Genomic DNA, 20,860 nt, shown 5'->3' with positions numbered 1-20,860 from the left:
CTCATTGAAAAAATAAAAAGTGAACTGTTCCCTGTCAAGTAGACATAACAAACGATAAAGATTTTTCAAACGGCTTGTGCTCTGTATTCTAATAGAGCCAAGCCGTTTAATCGTTGTTGATATCGTTCTTCATTGTAGAAGTGAATATATTTATAGAACGCGATTCAGAGTTCGTCGAACTCTGTAAACTTATGTAGATAATAACTTTCGTACTTCAAATTTTATCCAAAAGACTTCATCGGAAACTTAGATGTAGCCATATAAAAGCTCCCCAAAAAGCATACAATTTTTGTTTTTCGATTCATCATCAGCTAATCCATTCATCTTGAACATCGCTTATGATTGATTAGCTAATTAGTGCGATGTTCAAGGCTCTCTTGTTCGTGATCAGTCAAAGTAAGCAGCACCGATGACCCCCGCATACCCTTGTAACGTCGCAAGACGTATATCAATGCTTGAGCGAAGAGCAGGATAAACGAGTTCACGGACTCGACAGATCAACTCTTCCCAGAAAACATCTGCAGATTCCGTGACGCCCCCTCCTATGATGATGGTCTCAGGGTCAATCGTGTGGATGATGTTCGCGAGCCCTGTCGCCAAGTGGTTGATGAACCGGGTTCGTTCTGAGGGTACGGTGAGCAGCATCTCGATGGACGAGGCTTCCTTCTCCAAGGCACGTGATTGGAGTGCGGTGCCGCTCGCCAACCCCTCGAGGGATCCGACGTTGAGCACCGGATGGACAGGCCCGGATGAATCGATGATGGTGTTGCCAATCTCTCCCGCATACCCATTGGCCCCGCGAATGAGCTTCTTCTCATGGACATAGCCCCCGCCGATGCCAGTGCTGACCGTCACATAATAGACGGAAGAGGATGTTTTTCCGGCTCCGAACAACGCCTCGCCGAGCGCTGCTGCATTCGCATCGTTCTCGAGGTGTGTCGGGAGCCCGAAGCTGGAAGAGATGGGAGTGACGAGATCGACGTCGTCCCAGCCTGGCAGATTCGGTGGGGATAACAGGTGTCCGGTCTTCGCGTCGAGTGGACCAGGCGCGGCGATGCCAATGTTCGTCAGATGGAACTCTTCCGAGAAGTATCGGATGGCATGTTCGATGTGCGAGATGGTCTGCCTAGGGCCGGCGACTGGATTAGTCGGGAAAGACAACTGCTTGATGACCTTCTCCTGATCGACGACGGCGACGCGTGTTTGCGTACCGCCAAGGTCGACACCGATCCGGAGTGATGTCGTTGTCCTCGTCGCTGGCCCAGTGACCAACATGAGACCGTCTCCGGAGACGACATGCTTGCTGCCGGCGGGGAGGAGTACGGTTGCTCCGACCGATAACATGACGTCGTCCAATTCGATGGACCCCTCGACGACGGTAATTATACGAAACGACGGACTCGGGTCCAATGCATGGGTCTGACGGATGGTCCATTCCTCGACGAAGAAATCAGGATTCCGCGTCAGCCGTCTTCTGAATGGAGACAACGAAACGGAAGGCTCTAAGTAACGATAGTGAGGGAACCGTATCACGCGACGGGCCTGTTCGATGTGGAGTGTGCGTGGAGTTCCGGTGACTGGATCGAGACGATCATAGTCGTGCAGACGATAGGTCGTGTCCGAGTTCTGTTGGATCTCGAGGACGACACATCCTTCGGTCAGAGCATGGACGGTCCCCGCCGGTACATAGAGGAAGTCACCCTTCGATACCGGTACGTGATGCAATGACTGCAACAACGTCCCCTGACGGACGACCTCGTCAAACTCTTCCGGGGAAGACAAAGAATGACCGTAGATGAGCGAAGCGTCCTCCGGACAATCGATGATGTACCAACATTCGTTCTTTCCGAAAGGTTGTTGCTCGTAACGTCTGGCATTGGAGTCGTTCGGATGGACCTGGACGGATAGGTCCGTCGAGGCATCGATCCACTTCAACAGGAGTGGGAAATCGGAATCCGTCTTTATGCCGAAGATTTCAGGTTGGTTTGACCACAACTCTTCCAGATCGAGACCAACGAACGGTCCGGATTTAACGCGCGTAGTACCGTTCGGATGACTCGCGAGTGTCCAGACCTCTCCCGTCGGAATGCCTTCGGGAATGGAAAAACCATACTCACGAAGTCTCTGTCCGCCCCATATCCGTTCCTTGACGATCGGTTCGAAATAAATCGCTTCCTGCATGCTAACTCCTCCTTCATCCTGTTTTCAATTACAACTCTACACTTTTATAAAATAAAAATAAACAAATTAAATATCAAGTATAGACATGAAAAGAAAAACACGTATAATCATAGTTGTAAGCGATTACAAAAAGGAGGAGATTTCAGATGAAGAAAATCATGTTGGCGTGTAGTTCAGGAATGTCGACGAGCATCTTAGTGTCGAAGATGCAGGAGCATGCGAAGGGTATCGGAGAAGAAGCGAAGATTTGGGCAGTCGGACAGGACCAGGCGATGAAGGAGATGGTTGGCGCCGACGTCATATTGATCGGACCACAAATGCGATTCCTTTTATCGAAGTTTCAGAAAGCGACCGATAAGCCCGTCGAGGTAATCGACATGATGGCATACGGCATGGCAGATGGAAAAGCAGCCTATGAACAAGCCGTAAAGTTGATGGGGTGAACCACATGCAAATGAACGAACAGACAATTGAGCAAGTCGCATTTATGATGATCCTACACAGCGGGAATGCCAGAAGTACGATTCGTGAGGCGATCGAAGCCTATAAGGAAGGGACGTTCGAGGAGTTCGAGCGGTTGCTGTCGGATGCACGCGCTCAACTACAAGAAGCACATCAGGTCCATTTCGGGCAGGTCCAGAAGGAAGCGAGCGGTGAACCGACGACGCTATCCTTGTTGTTGCTACACGCGGAGGACCATCTGATGTCGACGCAGACGATGCTGGATCTGACGGCTGGGCTCATCGAGCTCATGGAACATAAGTTCTCTAAAAAATGATAAGGAGTGTTTGAGATGACAGAGAATAGTAAGTGGTTCGACCTGTTGAGCCGTTTCCTGATGCCGATGGCGGCATTCTTGAACAACAGTCGCTACCTGCAGACGTTACGTGACGCATTCATGCTTGCTTTCCCGATTACGATGTTCGGTTCCTTGATCGTCGTCGTCGCCAACCTACCATTCCTCGACAAGTTCATGTCCCCTGGCGTGCTCGACGCCTTCAAGACGTCGCTCGGGAATGCACCATCTGCGACGATGGGCATCATGTCATTGTTCGTCGTGTTCGGTATTGGCTATTATCTATCCAAGAGTTATGAGGTCGAAGCCGTATTCGGTGGTGTCATCGCCCTCGTCTCGTTCCTATTACTTACTCCGTTCTTCGTCTCGGTCGAAAACGTCACGGAGCCGGTGGGTAACGTCATCCCGCTCGACCGACTCGGCGCGAAGGGCATGTTCCTCGCCATGATCACAGGATTCCTGGCAGGAGAGATCTATCGCTTGATCGTCCAGAAGAACTGGACAATCAAGATGCCGGCTGGTGTACCGACCGCGGTCGCTAAATCGTTCTCGGCACTCGTACCGGCATTACTTACGCTCACCGTCTTCCTCGGGATTAACATCGCAGTCGCTTCACTTTTGGACACGAACCTACATGATCTCATCTTTAATCTCGTCCAAAAACCACTCGTCAACCTAGGGAATGGTCTCGTCCCGACATTGATTGCCATCTTCTTCGTCCAATTGTTCTGGTTTTTCGGTCTCCACGGTCAGGTCATCGTCAACTCGGTAATGGATCCGATTTGGAACACGCTGTCCCTCGAGAACCTGAACGCCTATACCGCGAACGGAGAAATCCCGAACATCATCAGCAAACAGTTCATCGAAATCTACACCGTCGGGATCGGAGGCTCGGGTTCGACGCTGGCGGTGGTCGTCGCCATCCTGTTGTTCATGCGCTCCAAGCAATTGAAGCAGATCGGGAAACTATCAATTGGGCCTGGTGTCTTCAACGTCAATGAGCCGATGATTTTCGGTCTCCCGATCGTCATGAACCCGTTGATCATGATTCCATGGATCGTCGCACCATTGATCACGGTGACCGTGACATACTTCGCCATGTCGACGGGCATCGTCCCGCCTCCGACCGGCGTAGCCGTGCCGTGGACCGTGCCGATGTTCATCAGCGGCATGATGGCGACCAACTCTCTCGCCGGAGGTCTGTTACAGCTCGTCAACTTCGCCATCATCATGGCGGTATGGTTCCCGTTCCTCGTCTTCATCGATCGCCTGAACCTGAAGAAGGAGCGTGAGGAGGCGAACGCTACGCAGGAGAAGAAGGAACAAATCGGCTGAACGACGTCGGTTGAGTGAAAAACAACTATAGATAGGATGTGCATAGGATGAATCAGACAGAGAACACGACCACGCAGGAGAAAAAGTATACCTTCCCGACCGACTTCTGGTGGGGGACAGCCGCATCCGCGACGCAAATGGAAGGTGCTGCGTATGAGGGCGGAAAAGGACCAAACATCTGGGACTATTGGTACGAGCAGGAGCCGAATCGTTTCTTCGACGGCGTTGGTGCGACGGTGGCGTCCGACTTCTATCATCAGTACGAAAAGGACATTGCTTTGATGAAAGAACTCGGGCACAACTCGTTCCGGATGTCGATCTCCTGGTCCCGTCTGTTCCCGACCGGGGAAGGGGAGGTCAACCCGCTCGCCGTCGATTTCTACAATCGCGTGATCGACGAGCTGATCCAGTCCGGCATCGAGCCCTTCGTCAACCTGTACCACTTCGACATGCCGCTCGCGTTGCAGCAGCAGGGTGGCTGGGAGAGCCGAGAAGTCGTCACACGTTACGTCGACTATGCTAAGGTCTGCTTCGAGCTGTTCGGGGACCGCGTGACGAAATGGTTCACGCACAACGAACCGATTGTTCCGGTAGAGGGAGGCTATCTGTACGACTTCCATTATCCGAACGTGGTGGATTTCAAGCGCGCCGTCCAGGTCGCCTATCATTCAATCTTATCGAGTGCCCTTGCCATCGAGGCGTATAAGGAGTCGGGCAAGGCTGGTAAGATTGGCATCATCCTCAACCTGACGCCGTCATATCCGAGAAGCCAGAACGAGGCTGACCTTCATGCCGCGCATCTGGCGGACATCCTGTTCAACCGTTCCTTCCTGGACCCGTCCGTGCTCGGGACATTTCCGTCAGAGTTGATAGACCTGTTGAAGGAGCAGGATGCGCTTCCTCTGATGGAGGAACTGGATCGACAGAAGATTGCGACCCACACGGTCGACCTGCTCGGCATCAACTATTATCAGCCGAGACGGATTAAGGTGAAGGAACATCTTCCGAACCCGAAGGCACCGTTCATGCCGGAGCACCTGTTCGACTACTATGAGATGCCAGGGCGGAAGATGAACCGTCATCGTGGCTGGGAGATCTACGAGAAGGGCGTCTATGACATCCTGACGAACCTTCGTGAGAACTACGGGAACATCGAGTGCTTCATCTCAGAGAACGGGATGGGGGTCGAGGGGGAGGAACGCTATCGCGACGCGGACGGCAGCATCCAGGACGATTACCGAATCGACTTCATCGCGGAGCACCTGAAGTGGGTGCATCTGGCCTTGGAGGAAGGTTCGAACGTCAAAGGCTATCACCTTTGGACCTTCATGGACAACTGGTCATGGAGTAACGCCTACAAGAACCGCTACGGCTTCGTCGGCGTGGATCTTACGAGTCAGAGCCGGACGGTCAAGAAGAGTGGTCACTGGTTCAAGCATGTGATCGAAGAGGATGGGTTCGTGAGATGATGAAGGATGATCAGGATATATCTAGCCCTGGTCATCCTTTTTTGTTATATTATACGTATATGTCTATACATGGGGTGTAATCATGTCTACTAAAAAGAAACCAAAGTACGAGAAAATCGCAGATGAACTGCGCGGACGAATCCTTAACGGAGGTTATGATGTTGAGGAAGCGTTGCCGGACGAGATCCAACTCGCGGAGGAGTTCGCGGTCAGCCGGATGACGATGAAGCGGGCCCTCGAAATCCTGGTGTCGGAAGGCATCATCTACCGCCAGCGAGGGCAAGGGACCTTCATCCTACCTTCGAGCTTCTCGCAGGGTAGGATCAACGTGTTGAACAAAGAATCCCAAGGGCTGACGAAGCTTCTCGGCGAGCGGGCCGTCAGGAGTGAAGTCCTCCAGTTCGAGGTGCGCTTCCCGGATGCGGAGGTCGCCCGTCACCTGATGATTGAGAAGACGGATCCCGTCTATGAAATCCGGCGCGTCCGTTATGTCGATGACGAACCTTACGTGATCGAGCATACGTTCATGCCTTCCTCGTTGATCACTGGCGTGACGAAGGAGGTCCTCGATAGTTCAATCTATCGATACATCCAGGAAGAACTCGGTTACTCGATTACGAGCTCACACAAGATGATCCGGGCGGATAAACCGGACCAGTGGGACCGCGATTATCTCGGGAATGAGGAGACCGATCCAATCATCGAGGTCGAGCAAGTCGTCTTTCTCGGGAACGGGAAGCCGTTCGAGTATTCGTTCTCGCGACACCGTTACGATAAGTTCGTCTTTACTTCCGTTCACATCGGTCGATGAATGAAGAAGGGTCAAGTGGATGAGCATCTTCTCGTTCTGATTGAACTTAAGAGATGCTATTAGTTAATTCAATAATGCTTTAATAGGAAAGGTGTATACAAATTTCGACATCGAAATGTACACGCCTTTTTTTATGCTCTTTCAAGCTATTTTTATGAACATAATTGTTGATAATTATGTAGATGAAGAGGAATCTACTTTGAGCGATATTAATAAGACAGCTGAACAACGAATAGACTGATGATTAAGAAAAGGATCAACGCACGGTTACTTCTAAAGTATTTGTGCGTTGGTCCTGTTGTTTTGTCTACAATCTAAGGAGAAGACTTAATAGGTCGTGAATTCTCTTCTATTTTTGTTGCACGTGTAGGAATGAAACAAGCTATTAAAAAATTTGGTAAATCGAGTGTTAGCAAGGCAGTTAAAAAACATGGATCTAAGACATCAGCTTCAAACGCAGTAAGAACAGTAAAAATGTCAAAATTAGATGCTCATTATGATAAGCATAAAAAAGAGTTTAGCAAAATAAAGGGTAAGTATATTACTAAATCTCAATATTTAAATAAAGCACGTACTCTATTGGGAAAAGCTACAAGTAAAACAGTATTAGAGAAAAAAAGCAAGAAAAAATTTAATGGTAAATATAGATACTACAAGTACAACAAAGATACAAATGAATTCTTATCAGTTGAAAAAAATGGAGATACAGATACAATAATTACGTACTTTAAACCTAAACATCCGAATAAAGAAGCGGGTTATAAATATTTTAAAAATCAATAAAAATACAAGTTTTCATGAGGAGTATATTATATAAAATGAAAAAATTACATCTATGCTCAGTTTGTGGGTTTGAAGGGTTGGAAGAACCAGTATTTGTAGAGGGAGAATATTTAAAAACATATGAAATATGTCCTTGTTGCGGATTTGAATATGGTTTTAGCGAAGATAATGATGTGATTCATGGTTTCATAACAATACCTGAAGAATTTATAGAAGTGGCTTTTCAACTTTATAGAAAAAAATGGATAGAGGAAGGGATAAAAATTTTCAATCCAGAATCTATTCCTGACGATAAAAGAAACCAAGAATTTTTAAAGTTTGATATTTTAGTAAAAAATTTAAAGAATTTGAAATTAGATTTATCTAATTTTGAAATTAAAGGCTTTGAAGATTTTTAATTGTAATAAACTAAAAGGCACAGTAATATGCTTTTTTATTTCAAACTGATGGCAAAACGCAATTTTTCTCTGATTGAACTGAGCCCCGTAAAATGGACAGTTTAATAAAAAGACCACGTTTTCTATGCTGCGATCAGATTGTCCCGATATTGTTTCGGGGTCATCTTTTTTAGGTTCCATTGACTGCGTTCGCAGTTTTAATAGCTGATGTAGTCCCCGACCATCTCTCGGACCTCCTCGACTGATCCGCACGAACGGTTGGTGACATAGTCCTTCAAATGACCGAAGAACGATTCGATCGGCGCGTTGTCGAGACAGTTGCCCCGACGGGACATGGACTGGACCAGTCCGAGATTGCCAACGAGTCGCTGGTAGTCCGGGTGGGTATAGTGGAAGCCTTGATCCGAATGAATCATCGCTTCGGGATGTCGATTCCCTTGGAGATGCTCTTCGAGCTTTTTCATCGTCTGAAAGACGAGATCCATACGAAAATCCGTGGACAGTCTGTGTGCCACGATCTCGCGTGTGGCGACGTCCTTCACACAAGACAGATAGACGTTCTCGCCGGAGGCGATGGGGAGGTAGGTGATATCGGTCACGAACACCTTCCCGGGCTCGCTCTGCTGGAACTCGCGGTTCAACCGGTTCGGCACGACGCGGTGCTCGTGTGTCGCTCGAGAGAGCTTTCGATAAGGGTTCATCCTTCGGATTTTGGTCACGATGTTATATTTGCGCATCAGTCGGAGAATCCGTTTATGGTTGATTCGAAAACCGAGGGTAGCGAACATCTCCATGTACAGTCCCCGATAACCGACTTTGCCTTTGTGACGATCATGGATTTTCTTGAGGAGTGTCGCATCTAGGTAATCACGCTCTTCCCGGAGGGAATACGCCTCGGTACGGTTCAACCAAGCGTAATAGCCATTACGGCGGCTCACTCCGGCGATCTCACATAGTGGGCGGACGAGATTCTTAAGCTGTGCGATGCGGATGACGGTGTTGATGACCTGATATTTCTCTGCTGGTGTTAGTTCGTACGTTTCGCCTGCCCTTCTAACTTCTCTAGCTTTTTTAAGAGCTCGTTCTCTGCCGTCAGGTATTTGATCCGTGCCTCTGCCTTCGCCAACCGTCTCTCTATCGACTCGTCTGTTTTCGGACGTCCGCCTTCCAGAGCCTTCCCACGTTTATCGTTCCGAAGACCCTCTTCTCCGTCTTTTCGGAACGTTTGGCGCCAGCGAATCAACGCGGACTGCGCTTTTCGTTTCCCGATCACCGTCAGGTCAAATCCGGCCTCCGTGAAGATTTGTTGAGGTCTCTTTCCCTCCATATTCTCACGTACAGCCTTGACCTTGAACTCGGCGGTGTACTGGATCGAGCGTTCTGATACTGAAGCGACGTTCGGATTTTCTTCGAGCTGGTTGATTTGAGTCATAATGAAGGTGATTTTACTCATAGTTGTTTCTCCTGTCTGAATGAATAGGTTCATTATAGAGAGTCGTATCCACACGAAAAACCCCGAATGATACACTTTTTTTCAAGTGTCTATCATTCGGGGTTCAGTTCAGAATTTGCCTTCAGTGTTTTTTTGATAATGTGTTTTTTTTGGCAGTGTAATTCTAGTTCCGTTATTGTCTAAACAGTTCATGCTTCCAGTTTCATGGATACTACCTACTATATTTGCGATAGGGACATACCGTCATTTCAATTATTTAGAAAGAGAAACAGAATTTTTTGTAAACGAGGATGAGAAATACGAGGATGAGAAATACAAAGAAGAGTTAAAAGAAAAATTAAATGAAGAAAATATAGTTAATAGTGCTCAACTTGATATACTTATTAAACTCTCGCTGAAGAGCGAGATGGAAATCAGAAACGGTTAGGTGTCGCTCTTCCATTTGTTGTTATCGGCGTGACATTGATTTCGATTCTTTCCAATAAGGTTCAAGTAACCAATAAAGAGTTAGTCCTTTATTTTGTAATTTATTTTCTTGCAGCTTTTATTGTGCACGTTATCTTAAAAATGTGTGAGCCATTCTTTAATTTATATGCAGATAGGGTAGCTATATTAGTAAGTTTTTTGAAGGGAATTCAAATAGAATGGTTAGACGAACGTTCGGCCGAACCTCTAGCAAAGAATGATCAAAAAGAAGCACTCGAAAACATCGCAGAACGTGAACCTAATAAAATTTCCGACTCAGTTGAGATTGATCATATTGTGGTTGATGCTTCAGAAGCACATGCTTCAAAATCAAGTCCATTAAATTAAATCGAAATTTCGATACAGTGAGAACAAGAATGATTTTGTATGTAAATAGGAATCAATTTCTTCTATTCGGAGGTTCTATATTTAAACAATTGTTTTATCATACATTGAGACCTTATTCGAGTGGACATTGTGCACTTTGTTTAAGGTTTTTTATTTGGATCAGTTATAGCATGTAAAGCAACTATAAATTCAATCCTTACACTATTCGAGCTGGAGTATAAATACATATTTATGGTTGCTCTTATGAGTTTAAATTGAGTAAACAAACGAATAGGACTAAAAAGTTGTTAAAGTAATTGACTTGATTATAAAAATACACACATAATTAACAGTTATCGTTTTTGTCTAAAGTGATAAATCGAATGCAGTAATGACCATATTTAGATACAGAGAGTAAGGAGAAAAGAGAATGCTATACACCATCACGTCAACCTTACCTCCAAAACACGGAGGAAGAACGAAAGCTCTTTTAAGTCGGATTGCCTTAATTGAAAATGAATTAAATGAATACTCTACTATTGTCACGACCAATTACAACGCCAATTATCCGACCGTTTACGACCAGTTTCGTAAAGACGGTAAGGCTGGTTCACAAGTGAAGTTTGACAATTTATATGATTGGTTATCTGGACGTCAACTATTTAAGATTCCGACCAGTCGATTTCTAAATAAAGCGATTAAAGTGACAACGGATCGTTCGATGCCAGGGTTAAAAAGTGTTGAGAAAGGTGATGTCGTTCGATATTACGATCAAGAAAGCTATGTTTTATATCGAAAATACCAACCAAATACAAATATTTTAGAAATTGAAGACTTCATGAGTGAGGTTTCCCGAAAGAAAACAGAACGCTGGGAATACAATGCTTATGGAGAATTACATCGGAAGACTATTTACTCGCCAACGTATCACGGAAAACTCGTCGAAGAATTTTATGATACCGCTGGTTCAGTTTACTGTAGAAAATTCTATAGCGATGAGGTAAAACCAAGTCTTATCTTGATTAGTTTGTATCGAGATGGTCGTATGATGAAATCGTTTAAAAAAGAAAAAGAGCTATTTGCATATTACTTCAATCATTTGTTTAAAGACGAAGACATTGTGTTCGTCGATGCACGATTGTTGGATCGTCCAATTTTAGATGTTACTGCAAATATCAAGCGAGTATTTGTTCTTCATAACTCACACTTAGATGGTGAAGAATTAAAATCTTCTTATAAAAGTGCATTGTTAGAATCTGAAAAGATCACACGATACCTTGTGCTTACGCAACATCAGAAAGAAGATATTTTAGCACAATTCGATATTCCTGAAGAAAAGATGGCAGTCGTTCCTCATTTCATACAGCCAGAATCAAATCTAGCATCTGTTTTTATCAAAGATCAGTTTTGCTTCATTGGACGCTTTGGATTACAAAAACAAATGGATCACTTACTCAAAAGCTATGCCCTATTCAAACAATCAGGACATGAAACAAAATTAGTCTTATACGGCATGGACGAACAAGGGCAGTTAGCGATGATGGTAGAGTTAATTGATGAATTAGGCATCCGAGAGAGTGTCGAAATTCATAGCTATACAGAAAATCCGAGTCAAGTATTCCGTGAATCCAAAGCTTCGCTCTTAACAAGTGAGTTTGAAGGATTTGGTCTAACTGTCATGGAGAGTATCAATGTCGGATGTCCGGTGATTTCATATGATGTAAAGTATGGACCACGTGAGATCATTCGCCATGGTGAAAATGGTTATCTCGTTCCGGCAAACGATATTGAAGCGTTTGCTCAAGCGATGGTTCACTGTATAGAACATCCACTTCAAGATGTTCGGACACAAGAAACGTTGTTCAAGTCGACAGCGGTTCAGAATTATGATCAATTAATCAAAGAATTAAAAAAATAATCAATCATCATTCAAACTAGTTTAGAGTGAGAGACAGAGTATTTCGAGGAGATTACCATGAAAAAGATTACTAAAGCAATCATCCCAGCAGCAGGACTCGGTACACGCTTTCTTCCAGCTACGAAAGCCATGCCAAAAGAAATGTTACCTATCATTGACAAACCAACGATTCAATACATTGTTGAGGAAGCTGCGCGAGCAGGGATTGAAGATATCATCATTGTCACTGGAAAGCACAAACGCGCAATTGAGGATCATTTTGATAATCAAGGTGAATTAGAGGCTACTTTAGAAAAAACGAATAAGCTTGAACTACTGGAGAAGGTTCGCTTTTCGACAAACCTAGCAAATATCTTTTATGTGCGCCAAAAAGAGCAAAAGGGACTAGGACACGCTATCTTGACCGCTAAGCAGTTTATCGGTGACGAACCATTTGCTGTGCTACTTGGTGATGATATTGTCGATTCGGAAGTACCGGCGATTCAGCAACTGATGGAAGTCTATGAGCAGACGGAGAAATCGGTTATCGGTGTTCAAGAGGTAAAAGCGGAAGATACATCGCGATATGGCATCATTGATCCGAAAAAACAAGAAGGTAGACTTTACGATGTGAAAAAATTCGTCGAGAAACCTGCTCCAGGAACGGCACCTTCGAATCTTGCCATTATGGGTAGATACGTTCTGACACCAGACATTTTTGCTTATCTGCAAAATCAAGAAGAAGGTGCAGGAGGAGAAATCCAACTAACAGATGCAATTGAACGCTTGAATGCTGACAATCAAGTATATGCTTACGATTTTGAAGGCAATCGTTATGACGTGGGAGAAAAACTAGGTTTTGTTAAAACGACAATCGAATATGCGTTGAAAGATGCAGAAATGCAAACAGAACTCAAAGCGTTCATTAAAGGATTAAATCTATAAAAGTGAATTCGTAAGTGGAGGGTCGCAGGGGGAGCTCTTCATTCATTTCAGGGGGAACAATACATGAACGAACGTAATATAAAAGAACTGGGGCTGCAGAAGCGCATTGATATTGAAAGTAAATTTAGACCAGAAATCGAAGGGTTACGAGTCGTAGCAGCACTTCTCGTTGCGATTTACCATATTTGGTTTAACCGCGTCTCGGGAGGCGTCGATGTTTTCTTTGTTATCTCAGGGTTCTTAATTACAACATCAATCATTTCGACAATCAATCGAACGGGTGAGTTTAAGTTTCTGCCGTATGTGACGAAATTGCTTAAGCGTTTATTACCTTCCGTTTTATTTATACTGGCGGTCGTATTAATCTTAAGTACCTTTCTTTTACCAGAGTCGATTCTTGGAAAAACGATACGAGAAGTCGTCGCGTCGATGTTTTTCTATCAGAACTGGCAATTAGCAATCTCGAGTACCGATTATTTAGATGCTACTCAGATGAAGTCCCCGGTCGAGCATTTTTGGGCATTATCGATTCAAGGTCAATTCTATTTGATTTGGTTCGTATTGTTCTCTTTCATTTTATGGATGATGAACAAATATCAGATCAAGTCGATTAAAACTGTGATCAATATGATCTTGGGTGTTTTGTTTGTTACGTCATTGTCGTATTCGATTTATCTGACTGAGGTAAATCAACCATGGGCGTATTTCATTACGATGACGCGTGTGTGGGAATTTGCGTTGGGTAGTTTGTTGTGTATCAATCTCTCAGCAATCCGTGTTCCGAAATGGATTGCGGTGATCATTGGTTGGCTAGGACTCGTTGGTTTAATTGCGACGGGTATCCTCTTCAACGTGTCACAAATGTTTCCAGGATACATCGCACTGTGGCCGATGACGTGTGCTTTATTTATCGTTCTTTCAGGCACGCAGGATACACGTTTCGGTCTGAAGCGTTTTCTTGGCTCTAAACCGATGGTGAAGCTAGGAGGCATCGCGTTCGGTATTTATTTATGGCATTGGGTGCTGCTTGAATTTTACCGCTACAACGTACAACAAACGCCAGGTCTTTTGATGGGATCACTCATTATCGTATCTTCGATTGCTTTATCCTATTTAATGACCGAATGGATTGAAAAGCCGATTCGAACAGCTACTGTAAATCAAATTGCCTTTAAAAAGCTAGAGGCGATGATGGGAGTAAATATTCTCTTGATTGGTTCATTGCTCGGCATGTCATACATGCAGGAACAGGAATTGAAAAAGCAAGTGAGTAGTGATCGCTATCCTGGTGCTATGGCGATCAAGAACGCATTAAATGTTTCGGAAGAAAATCCGTTCCCTTCATATGCGAATGTTTTCAACGATTTACCGCTTGTCCATACAGATGGCAGTAACCAAGGATTGAAAGACAGTGATGTCAAAGTTGGTCAATATGGGAAGAAGAAGGATTATAAAGCAACCATCGCACTTGTCGGTAGCTCACACTCAGAGCAATGGTTTGGTGCCTTGCATGAAGCCGTCAAGGGAACAGATATCCGACTCATCAACTTAACGCGATCGGGAACACGCTTTTCGACGGGGTATGAACCAGACTCACTAAAAGGAACTTGGAATCAGAATGTCCTCGACTATTTAAAAGATGCTGATGTTGATTTGATTATTTCTCACGTCACGGCAGCGGATGCTTCAAAAGATCGGATTCATCAACAAATGATTGATCAAATGCAATTTGTGAAAGATGAGTACGGAATCGACGGCTTGGCATTGCGTGATAATCCACGGTATGACTTTAACGTTCTCGAAGCTCTCGAAACCTCCAGCATTGAGGACACGACGAAAAAAATGAATGCTCAAGATAATCAAACGGATGAAGCATTTTGGAAAAACTTCGAAAAAACGAATAAATCACTTTATAAAATGGATTTGACACGCTATTTCCACGTGAAGGGTGAATATCGTCCAGTTATCGGTAATGTCGTCATTTATCGCGATAACAGTCATATGACTAACACGTACGCGAAAAGTTTCGGACCTTTATTTAAAGAAAAGATTACTGAAGTCTTGAGTGAAAAATTAGGTAGTAAGTAAACGTTATAAATATGAAATAGAGCTGTAGGAAATCCTTCGGGAGGCGCTACAGCTCTTTTTCTTTCAAAGGAATACTTAAAATGAGTGTGAGCTGGGTATACAAATTAATAGTAATTGTAAACGAAATATGAGATTCGTAAACGGATTGTATATTTCATATAATATTCTTGATTTATAGTAAGACGTAGAGAGACTCACAGATCAAAAAAAACGAGTCCAATTAAAGGAGAGAATGAATATGAAAAAAGTGATTACTTATGGTACGTTTGATTTATTGCACTGGGGACACATCAATATTCTAAGAAGAGCAAAAGAAATGGGCGATTATTTAGTAGTTGCGATTTCTACAGATGAATTCAATCGATTAAAACATAAGGAAGCGTACCATAACTATGAAAATCGGAAAATGATATTAGAAGCAATCCGATATGTAGATGAAGTCATTCCAGAAAATGATTGGGAACAAAAAATTCAAGACGTTCAAAACCATGGTATCGATCTATTTGTTATGGGTGATGACTGGGCGGGAGAATTTGATTTTCTAAAAGATTATTGTGAAGTCGTATATTTAAGCAGAACTGAAGGGATTTCGACTAGCCAGATAAAGAATGAATTAAGTGAGAAATGAACGGAGTGGTCAGGAATGAAGCATACGGAATCAATCCTATCCGATGTACTATATGCGTGAACGGTTAATCACTAGCTACCTTTTCGCATTTCGATGTTTCTATGTGTTGTTTTCCATACTTCCGTTACAAGACACAAGCGTCTTCTGGGTCACGTATGGCGACAATGTAAAGCCTATAAATGATCGATTGAAGAGGACACGTCGTGAACACAAGCGTGTCCTGATTCATGATCAAAAATACGTAAAGGATGTTGAATCCTGGCACGTGGAGCGATCTATACGATATAGCGTGACTCAGTGCATCTTACTCGCATACTACTTAGCCATATCAAAATATGTCTTCCTAGACAATTATGTATCCGAACTGAGTGTTTCTAAGATTAGAAGAGGAACAAAGCGAGTGCAGTTGTGGCATGCTGCAGGTACTTTAAAAGAGTTTGCACTAATGACTCCTCAAACGTATGCAGCAACTCGATCAACGATTAAGCGTTTTAAAAAGACCTATTTAAACTATGGTGATTTTATTGTCCCAGGAGAAGGTTGTGCGGAATTGTTTGGGCGTGCTATGTCATTACCAAGAGAAAGATTTATCACGTTAGGGATGCCTCGAACAGATTACTGGTTCGATAACAATGAGGGGCTAAAAGAGCAATTGAGACGAACGCTCGATGTTAAAAAAAAGCGTGTCTTGCTATATGCTCCGACTTATCGAGAATATGAGTGAAATGTCAGTGAGACATTAAAGCAAATACAGCAGCTCCACGGATTAGGCTGGAAGGTGCTCGTTAAACTGCATCCTACTGTTCAGCAACATCTGTCTTTGGATGAAGTTCCAGGTATAACGATTGTAGATGATACTTACACAATCAACGATTATTTATTGATCACGGATGTTTTGATTACAGATTACTCTTCCATTCCGTATGAGAGTTGTTTGCTTGCGATCCCTACCTTTTTGTATACGCCGGACTATGAACGATATGATGAAACGCAAGGTGTCATTCCAAATTATCCGGGTCTTTTGCCGGTTACGTATTCTTCATTCTTCGATGATGTATTGGACTGGATAAAGTCTGACGAACGTTTGATGGAAGGTAAAGAAGCAATGCACGTCTTTCAAAGTATATGGTATGAGGAGAAGCCAGGAGAAGCAGTTGATCGCATTATCCGACATTACTATGTATGATTGTTAATTCATGATTTTGTTAGAAAGGAGTAGGCGAATGATTGGTTTGGTACGTCCTTTAAATCACGATTCCGATTGTCAAAAACAAGTCACACTTATTAATGAGCATCATCAACTTATGATTCTTCGTTGCGAAGGAGAGGAAAATAGTAAGTCGTCTCTCGAAGAAATGATTCAGCTGTTAGTTCCGGAAGAAGAACTTATCGTTGCAACGGTTGAAGTTTTTGGAGATTCAAACGAGGAAATAAAGCAAAATCTAAAACTTCTCCACGATCGGAACATATATATTACCTGTCTATCTGATTAATATAAATTAATAACTTATCAGTAGCGCAGTAATAATCTTTTTAGACTAAATCTAAAGCACTCATTTTAAAGTTGAAATGAGTGCTTTAGATTTAGTACATAATTATAATTTTAAAGCCCTAAGTACATTATCTACATCATTAATGTTCGTTGAGTCAAATGATCGTACACTTCCGCTAAAGCCTACATTATACGTATTTAGCATTTCAATAGCAAAACCAATTAATCTTTCAATTTCTCCATAAGTGATAGGATAATCTGTGACTAAACGAGATCTATCAACAAAATATGCTGGATCATTATGGGCAAACAATTTATCTCACCATGTGATTAGATGTTTAATCGAGGGTTGCATTTCTTCAAGAGTTTTTTTATGTGAAGAAACAGTAGAAGCATCAATCACTGTAGTTCGTCCGAGTCTCTCCATCTCTTGAGGATCATTAGAAAAGATGTAAGAATGATTCACTTCGAGAAACTTTAACAATTTACTTAGATTCTTAGCCCCTCCTCTAGAAGGTTCAAATAATTTTGCCAAGCCCATGATAACTGTATATTGAAATGAGTGCGTTGCTATAGTGAAAAATGCAGGAGCTTTATTTAATGCATTTAAATCTTCTGGAATAGAAGTCTTTTCCTTTAAATATTTATGCAAAGTATAATTATCTTGAATGTTCTGAACTTCATTTATATATCCCTCTAAATCATTATTGAATCGATTTTTGAGTTGATTCATTAAAGTAAATTCCCCCCTAAATATCTAATATAAATAAAGGATAAAATATACATATCCCTTATTTATATTATGTTATTTACTTTGAATAACTACCGTCCGATTGTTCACGCAATTCGAGTGCATCAGCGCGCATCGTTTGATCCATATTGAAGTAAGTATCGACGACACGAGAGGCGGCAAACCCATCCTCCATCGGACCGTACGTCGCACGGAACGTATCGAGTTGCGCTTGATACATTTTCGTCAGACGCGGAATGTCCGATAAGGCGTGAAGCAAAGCCTCTTCCGTCTCTAAGATGGGTCCCGGAAGATCGTTGTAGTAATCGAGATAGAATCCGCGTAGCGTGTCCCGATAGAGATCAAGGTCATACGCATAGAACATCATCGGACGATTCATGTTCGCAAAGTCGAAGAAAACAGAAGAATAGTCTGTGATCAGTAAATCGGTGATCAAGTACAGTTCCTGAATGTCCGGATACGCTGTCGCATCGATGAATCGTTCCCGGTGCTGTACTGGAATCTTCGGTTTTTTCGTGACGAGCACGTGCGTCCGAATCAAGAAGACGTACTCATCGCCTAAAGCTTCCGCGACCCGGTCGAAATCAAACGGATAGTCGAAGTAGAACTTTCCTTTCCCGAGCGATTGATGATCGCGGAAGGTCGGTGCATACAAGATGACTTTTTTGCCTTCCGGTAGTTGCAGCTGTGTCCGGATCCGTTCGATCGTTGCTTCATCATTCGCTGTAAAGAAAAGGTCATTTCGCGGATAACCGGATTCGACGACAGGTCCATCGTACTGGAACGCGCTTCTAAAGATGTTCGTCGCGTAAGGACTCGGAGACAAGAGGACACTCCATTGCGCGATCGAATTCGTCACCCGTTCAACGTAACCTTCATCCCGTCCATGGATCTCATCTAAGTCGAACAACATCTTCTTCAACGGCGTGCCGTGCCATGTCTGGATGTACGTCGTCTCTTTCCGTCGTGTCATGTAGTGCGGGAAGTTCTGATTGTTGACCCAGAACTTCGCCGTCGCCATGTAATAGAAGTAGGCAGGAGACAGGCGTTTGACGACTTTTGCGTTCGGATCACCAAGATAGAGCTTTTTGTTATAGATCCAGACGACTTTATAACCGAGCGCTTGTCGCTTCAGTTCTTCGTAAATGTAACGCGGGCTGTCCGCGTAATGTTTACCGAGACCGCTTTCGAAGACGACGAGTTTCGGGTCGACAGGTAAGACGCGTTGCATGAGTCGATATCCTGCCTTCATCGTCGGGAAGTAGAACCGGCTCCGACGATAGACCTTAAAGAGGATGTTCGCCGCTTCGTTCGTCTGAATCTTTTCCAAAAGACTTGTCTGTTTTGTATAGTTCGTAATCGTTTGATAGACCTGATCGGAATAGGTCGTATCCGTTTTCGTCAAGAAGACGTCAGCGCGTCGTTTGTATTCGTCATCCATTTCAAAGTCACGGCGCGCCGTCGCGTCGAGATCCTCGAACAAGTCATCGATCGTCTTCGAGATTCGACCTGGTAATTCGTTCTCGAGATCGAGATATGAACCGAGTGGACCGATGAAGCGTTTCGGATCGAATTGCAGGTAGTGGACCGGTCGTTTCAAGAAACTGAAGTCAAAAGCGACACTCGAGTAGTCGGTGACGAGCAAGAGGCTTTCCTTTAACAACCCTTGGACATCACGTTCACCCTGATGGATGACCGTGATTGGTAAGTTCTCGAAGTGACTCGAGTATTGCTGCATGTTCGGGTGCAGGCAAAGGACGATCTCGAGACGATGTTGTTTTGCGTATGCATGCAGACGCTCACTCGATAGGAACGCTTGGTACTGCTGATAATATTCTGATTCGAAGAACTGGAGTGGCGTCTGTAGCCACGAGCGCCACGTCGGAATGACGAGCATCTGACGTTTAACCTCAACATCATCTCGGAGTAACGTATCAAAACGAGATAGCCCAGTGATTTTGACTTCTCGGTCTAAATAACCCATATCTTGGGTAACGAGACGCTTTTCACGCTCAGAACTGACAAGGAACAAATCCGTATTAAATGCCGGTGCGAATTTTCCATACTGCTCATTCATATTTTTAGTACCTAAAACACCATGCTGGATAAAAATTCGGTCTGCCTTCATTTTCTTTTTAAAGGGTTCTGATTTTAATGGGTACAAGTATTCCGCGTGGTGTGTCCCGATGACCTTCTTCGCCATCAACGAGTGATAGATGTGTTCCTTTGATTTGATCGGCAAGATGTTGCCGAGCGGAGCGACTTGTGCGTATTCGTTTGACGTCGGATCGATGACGTAATAGACAGGTCGCTCCGGATAGGTCTCGCGCATGTATTTGAAAAAGTGATACCCGTTGTCCTGTGCTTTATAGGGACGTTCTCCGACGAGCCACGTGTTCTTCTCGGCAAACAGCCGGTAGAGCGGGGCGAACGTCATCAAATGATTCAAATAGGCGTAGTTTTCATTCGTGAACTCGGTCATCTCAAACGATAGATTCCGGTGACCGACCGTGTAGTACGGGATGATATGCATCGTCGATGTCTCATCTTTTCCTAACGCTTCCGGTGTCAATTGACGTGTGATGTACCGAGCACGACCGAGACGGTGTAATTTCGGCTCCGACCGGTGATAGAAGTCGAGCGCGATGAAGGCATCGTAGACGCCTTCTTGTAATTGTGCTGCTTGATAGAGTTGCGACCAGTGGATCGTCGCCGTGTAGTGATAGCGATACAATCCGAATTTCTTCGCGCTCGTCTCATTTTGGTATAACCAATCGATCGGGACCGGGACTTGATTGCCACTCTCCCGGTGCACGAGGAGCAAACGTCCCGTCTTGATGAACGCGTGACGGGTAAAGGCTTTTCCGCTGATGACCGTCGTCGCTTTCGTCTCATTGCGGACCGCATCGATTTGAATCTTTGGCTTCGTCTGCGGTTCTTTGTTCAGCAACAGACGCAGGTTGCCTTTTAGGTCCGTATACAACTGGACGAATTCGTTGAACGTCTCATCCATCAACGGCGCGAGCGGCGCAGGGATCTGC

At 44.2% G+C, this 20,860-nt stretch carries 16 protein-coding genes and 4 pseudogenes; 15 read left to right on the top strand and 5 right to left on the bottom strand.

Features of this window, described 5'->3' with window-relative positions:
- Positions 1-65: 65 nt before the first annotated feature.
- Positions 66-146, bottom strand: coding sequence for a hypothetical protein (locus MKY22_RS16225; protein WP_341090447.1), 81 nt, complete (start codon positions 144-146; stop codon positions 66-68).
- A 241-nt stretch (positions 147-387) separates the two neighbouring features.
- Positions 388-2,181 carry a type I phosphomannose isomerase catalytic subunit gene (locus MKY22_RS16220; RefSeq protein WP_341090241.1) on the bottom strand — a complete coding sequence of 598 codons (1,794 nt, stop codon included), beginning with the start codon at positions 2,179-2,181 and terminating at the stop codon, positions 388-390.
- A gap of 146 nt (positions 2,182-2,327) precedes the next feature.
- Between MKY22_RS16220 and MKY22_RS16215 the strand changes: the two genes are divergently transcribed.
- The 7 genes and pseudogenes from MKY22_RS16215 (at position 2,328) to MKY22_RS16185 (ending at position 7,773) form a co-directional block, all read left to right on the top strand.
- The gene (locus MKY22_RS16215) at positions 2,328-2,624 is read left to right on the top strand and encodes a PTS sugar transporter subunit IIB (protein WP_341090239.1); all 297 of its coding nucleotides are present in this window, start codon (positions 2,328-2,330) and stop codon (positions 2,622-2,624) included.
- 5 nt (positions 2,625-2,629) lie between these two features.
- Positions 2,630-2,959, top strand: a complete 330-nt coding sequence (locus MKY22_RS16210) for a PTS lactose/cellobiose transporter subunit IIA (RefSeq protein ID WP_341090445.1) — start codon at positions 2,630-2,632, stop codon at positions 2,957-2,959.
- A 15-nt stretch (positions 2,960-2,974) separates the two neighbouring features.
- A complete protein-coding gene (celB, locus tag MKY22_RS16205) occupies positions 2,975-4,312 on the top strand; it encodes a PTS cellobiose transporter subunit IIC (protein ID WP_341090237.1) in 1,338 nt (445 codons plus the stop codon).
- A gap of 47 nt (positions 4,313-4,359) precedes the next feature.
- Positions 4,360-5,781 carry a glycoside hydrolase family 1 protein gene (locus tag MKY22_RS16200; RefSeq protein ID WP_341090234.1) on the top strand — a complete coding sequence of 474 codons (1,422 nt, stop codon included), beginning with the start codon at positions 4,360-4,362 and terminating at the stop codon, positions 5,779-5,781.
- 82 nt (positions 5,782-5,863) lie between these two features.
- Positions 5,864-6,592, top strand: coding sequence for a GntR family transcriptional regulator (locus MKY22_RS16195; RefSeq protein ID WP_341090233.1), 729 nt, complete (start codon positions 5,864-5,866; stop codon positions 6,590-6,592).
- Between the two features lie 348 nt (positions 6,593-6,940).
- Positions 6,941-7,375: pseudogene (locus tag MKY22_RS16190) on the top strand (SAR2788 family putative toxin); the annotation flags it as partial.
- Positions 7,376-7,410: 35 nt separating this feature from the next.
- Positions 7,411-7,773, top strand: a complete 363-nt coding sequence (locus MKY22_RS16185) for a hypothetical protein (protein ID WP_341090231.1) — start codon at positions 7,411-7,413, stop codon at positions 7,771-7,773.
- Positions 7,774-7,895: 122 nt separating this feature from the next.
- Here the strand turns inward: MKY22_RS16185 and MKY22_RS16180 are convergent.
- A pseudogene (locus tag MKY22_RS16180) lies at positions 7,896-9,226 on the bottom strand (IS3 family transposase).
- Between the two features lie 190 nt (positions 9,227-9,416).
- On the opposite strand from MKY22_RS16180, the gene MKY22_RS16175 reads away from it, so the two are divergent.
- From MKY22_RS16175 to MKY22_RS16140, 8 genes and pseudogenes are all read left to right on the top strand, one after another.
- Positions 9,417-9,653: a hypothetical protein gene (locus MKY22_RS16175; protein ID WP_341090229.1), complete on the top strand. Its 237-nt coding sequence runs from the start codon at positions 9,417-9,419 to the stop codon at positions 9,651-9,653.
- A 29-nt stretch (positions 9,654-9,682) separates the two neighbouring features.
- A complete protein-coding gene (locus tag MKY22_RS16170) occupies positions 9,683-10,039 on the top strand; it encodes a hypothetical protein (RefSeq protein ID WP_341090228.1) in 357 nt (118 codons plus the stop codon).
- A gap of 409 nt (positions 10,040-10,448) precedes the next feature.
- Positions 10,449-11,936, top strand: coding sequence for a glycosyltransferase (locus MKY22_RS16165; RefSeq protein WP_341090224.1), 1,488 nt, complete (start codon positions 10,449-10,451; stop codon positions 11,934-11,936).
- A 57-nt stretch (positions 11,937-11,993) separates the two neighbouring features.
- Complete coding sequence (gene galU / locus MKY22_RS16160) at positions 11,994-12,860, top strand: UTP--glucose-1-phosphate uridylyltransferase GalU (protein WP_341090223.1); 867 nt, start codon at positions 11,994-11,996, stop codon at positions 12,858-12,860.
- Between the two features lie 63 nt (positions 12,861-12,923).
- A complete protein-coding gene (locus tag MKY22_RS16155; RefSeq protein WP_341090221.1) occupies positions 12,924-14,948 on the top strand; it encodes an acyltransferase family protein in 2,025 nt (674 codons plus the stop codon).
- A gap of 238 nt (positions 14,949-15,186) precedes the next feature.
- Complete coding sequence (gene tagD / locus MKY22_RS16150; RefSeq protein WP_341090217.1) at positions 15,187-15,576, top strand: glycerol-3-phosphate cytidylyltransferase; 390 nt, start codon at positions 15,187-15,189, stop codon at positions 15,574-15,576.
- Positions 15,577-15,619: 43 nt separating this feature from the next.
- Positions 15,620-16,762 (top strand): annotated as a pseudogene (locus MKY22_RS16145) (CDP-glycerol glycerophosphotransferase family protein).
- Between the two features lie 37 nt (positions 16,763-16,799).
- The gene (locus tag MKY22_RS16140; protein ID WP_341090215.1) at positions 16,800-17,069 is read left to right on the top strand and encodes a hypothetical protein; all 270 of its coding nucleotides are present in this window, start codon (positions 16,800-16,802) and stop codon (positions 17,067-17,069) included.
- Positions 17,070-17,171: 102 nt separating this feature from the next.
- Here MKY22_RS16140 and MKY22_RS16135 read toward each other — a convergent pair.
- Positions 17,172-17,801: pseudogene (locus MKY22_RS16135) on the bottom strand (AbiU2 domain-containing protein).
- A 76-nt stretch (positions 17,802-17,877) separates the two neighbouring features.
- A partial coding sequence (locus MKY22_RS16130) for a CDP-glycerol glycerophosphotransferase family protein (protein WP_341090213.1) occupies positions 17,878-20,860 on the bottom strand: 2,983 nt, incomplete at its 5' end.

The sequence above is a fragment of the Exiguobacterium sp. FSL W8-0210 genome, from assembly GCF_038006045.1.
Taxonomy (GTDB): Bacteria; Bacillota; Bacilli; order Exiguobacteriales; family Exiguobacteriaceae; genus Exiguobacterium_A.
The sequence above is the reverse complement of the archived record's forward strand: the minus strand, read 5'-3'. Positions and strand labels throughout refer to the sequence as shown.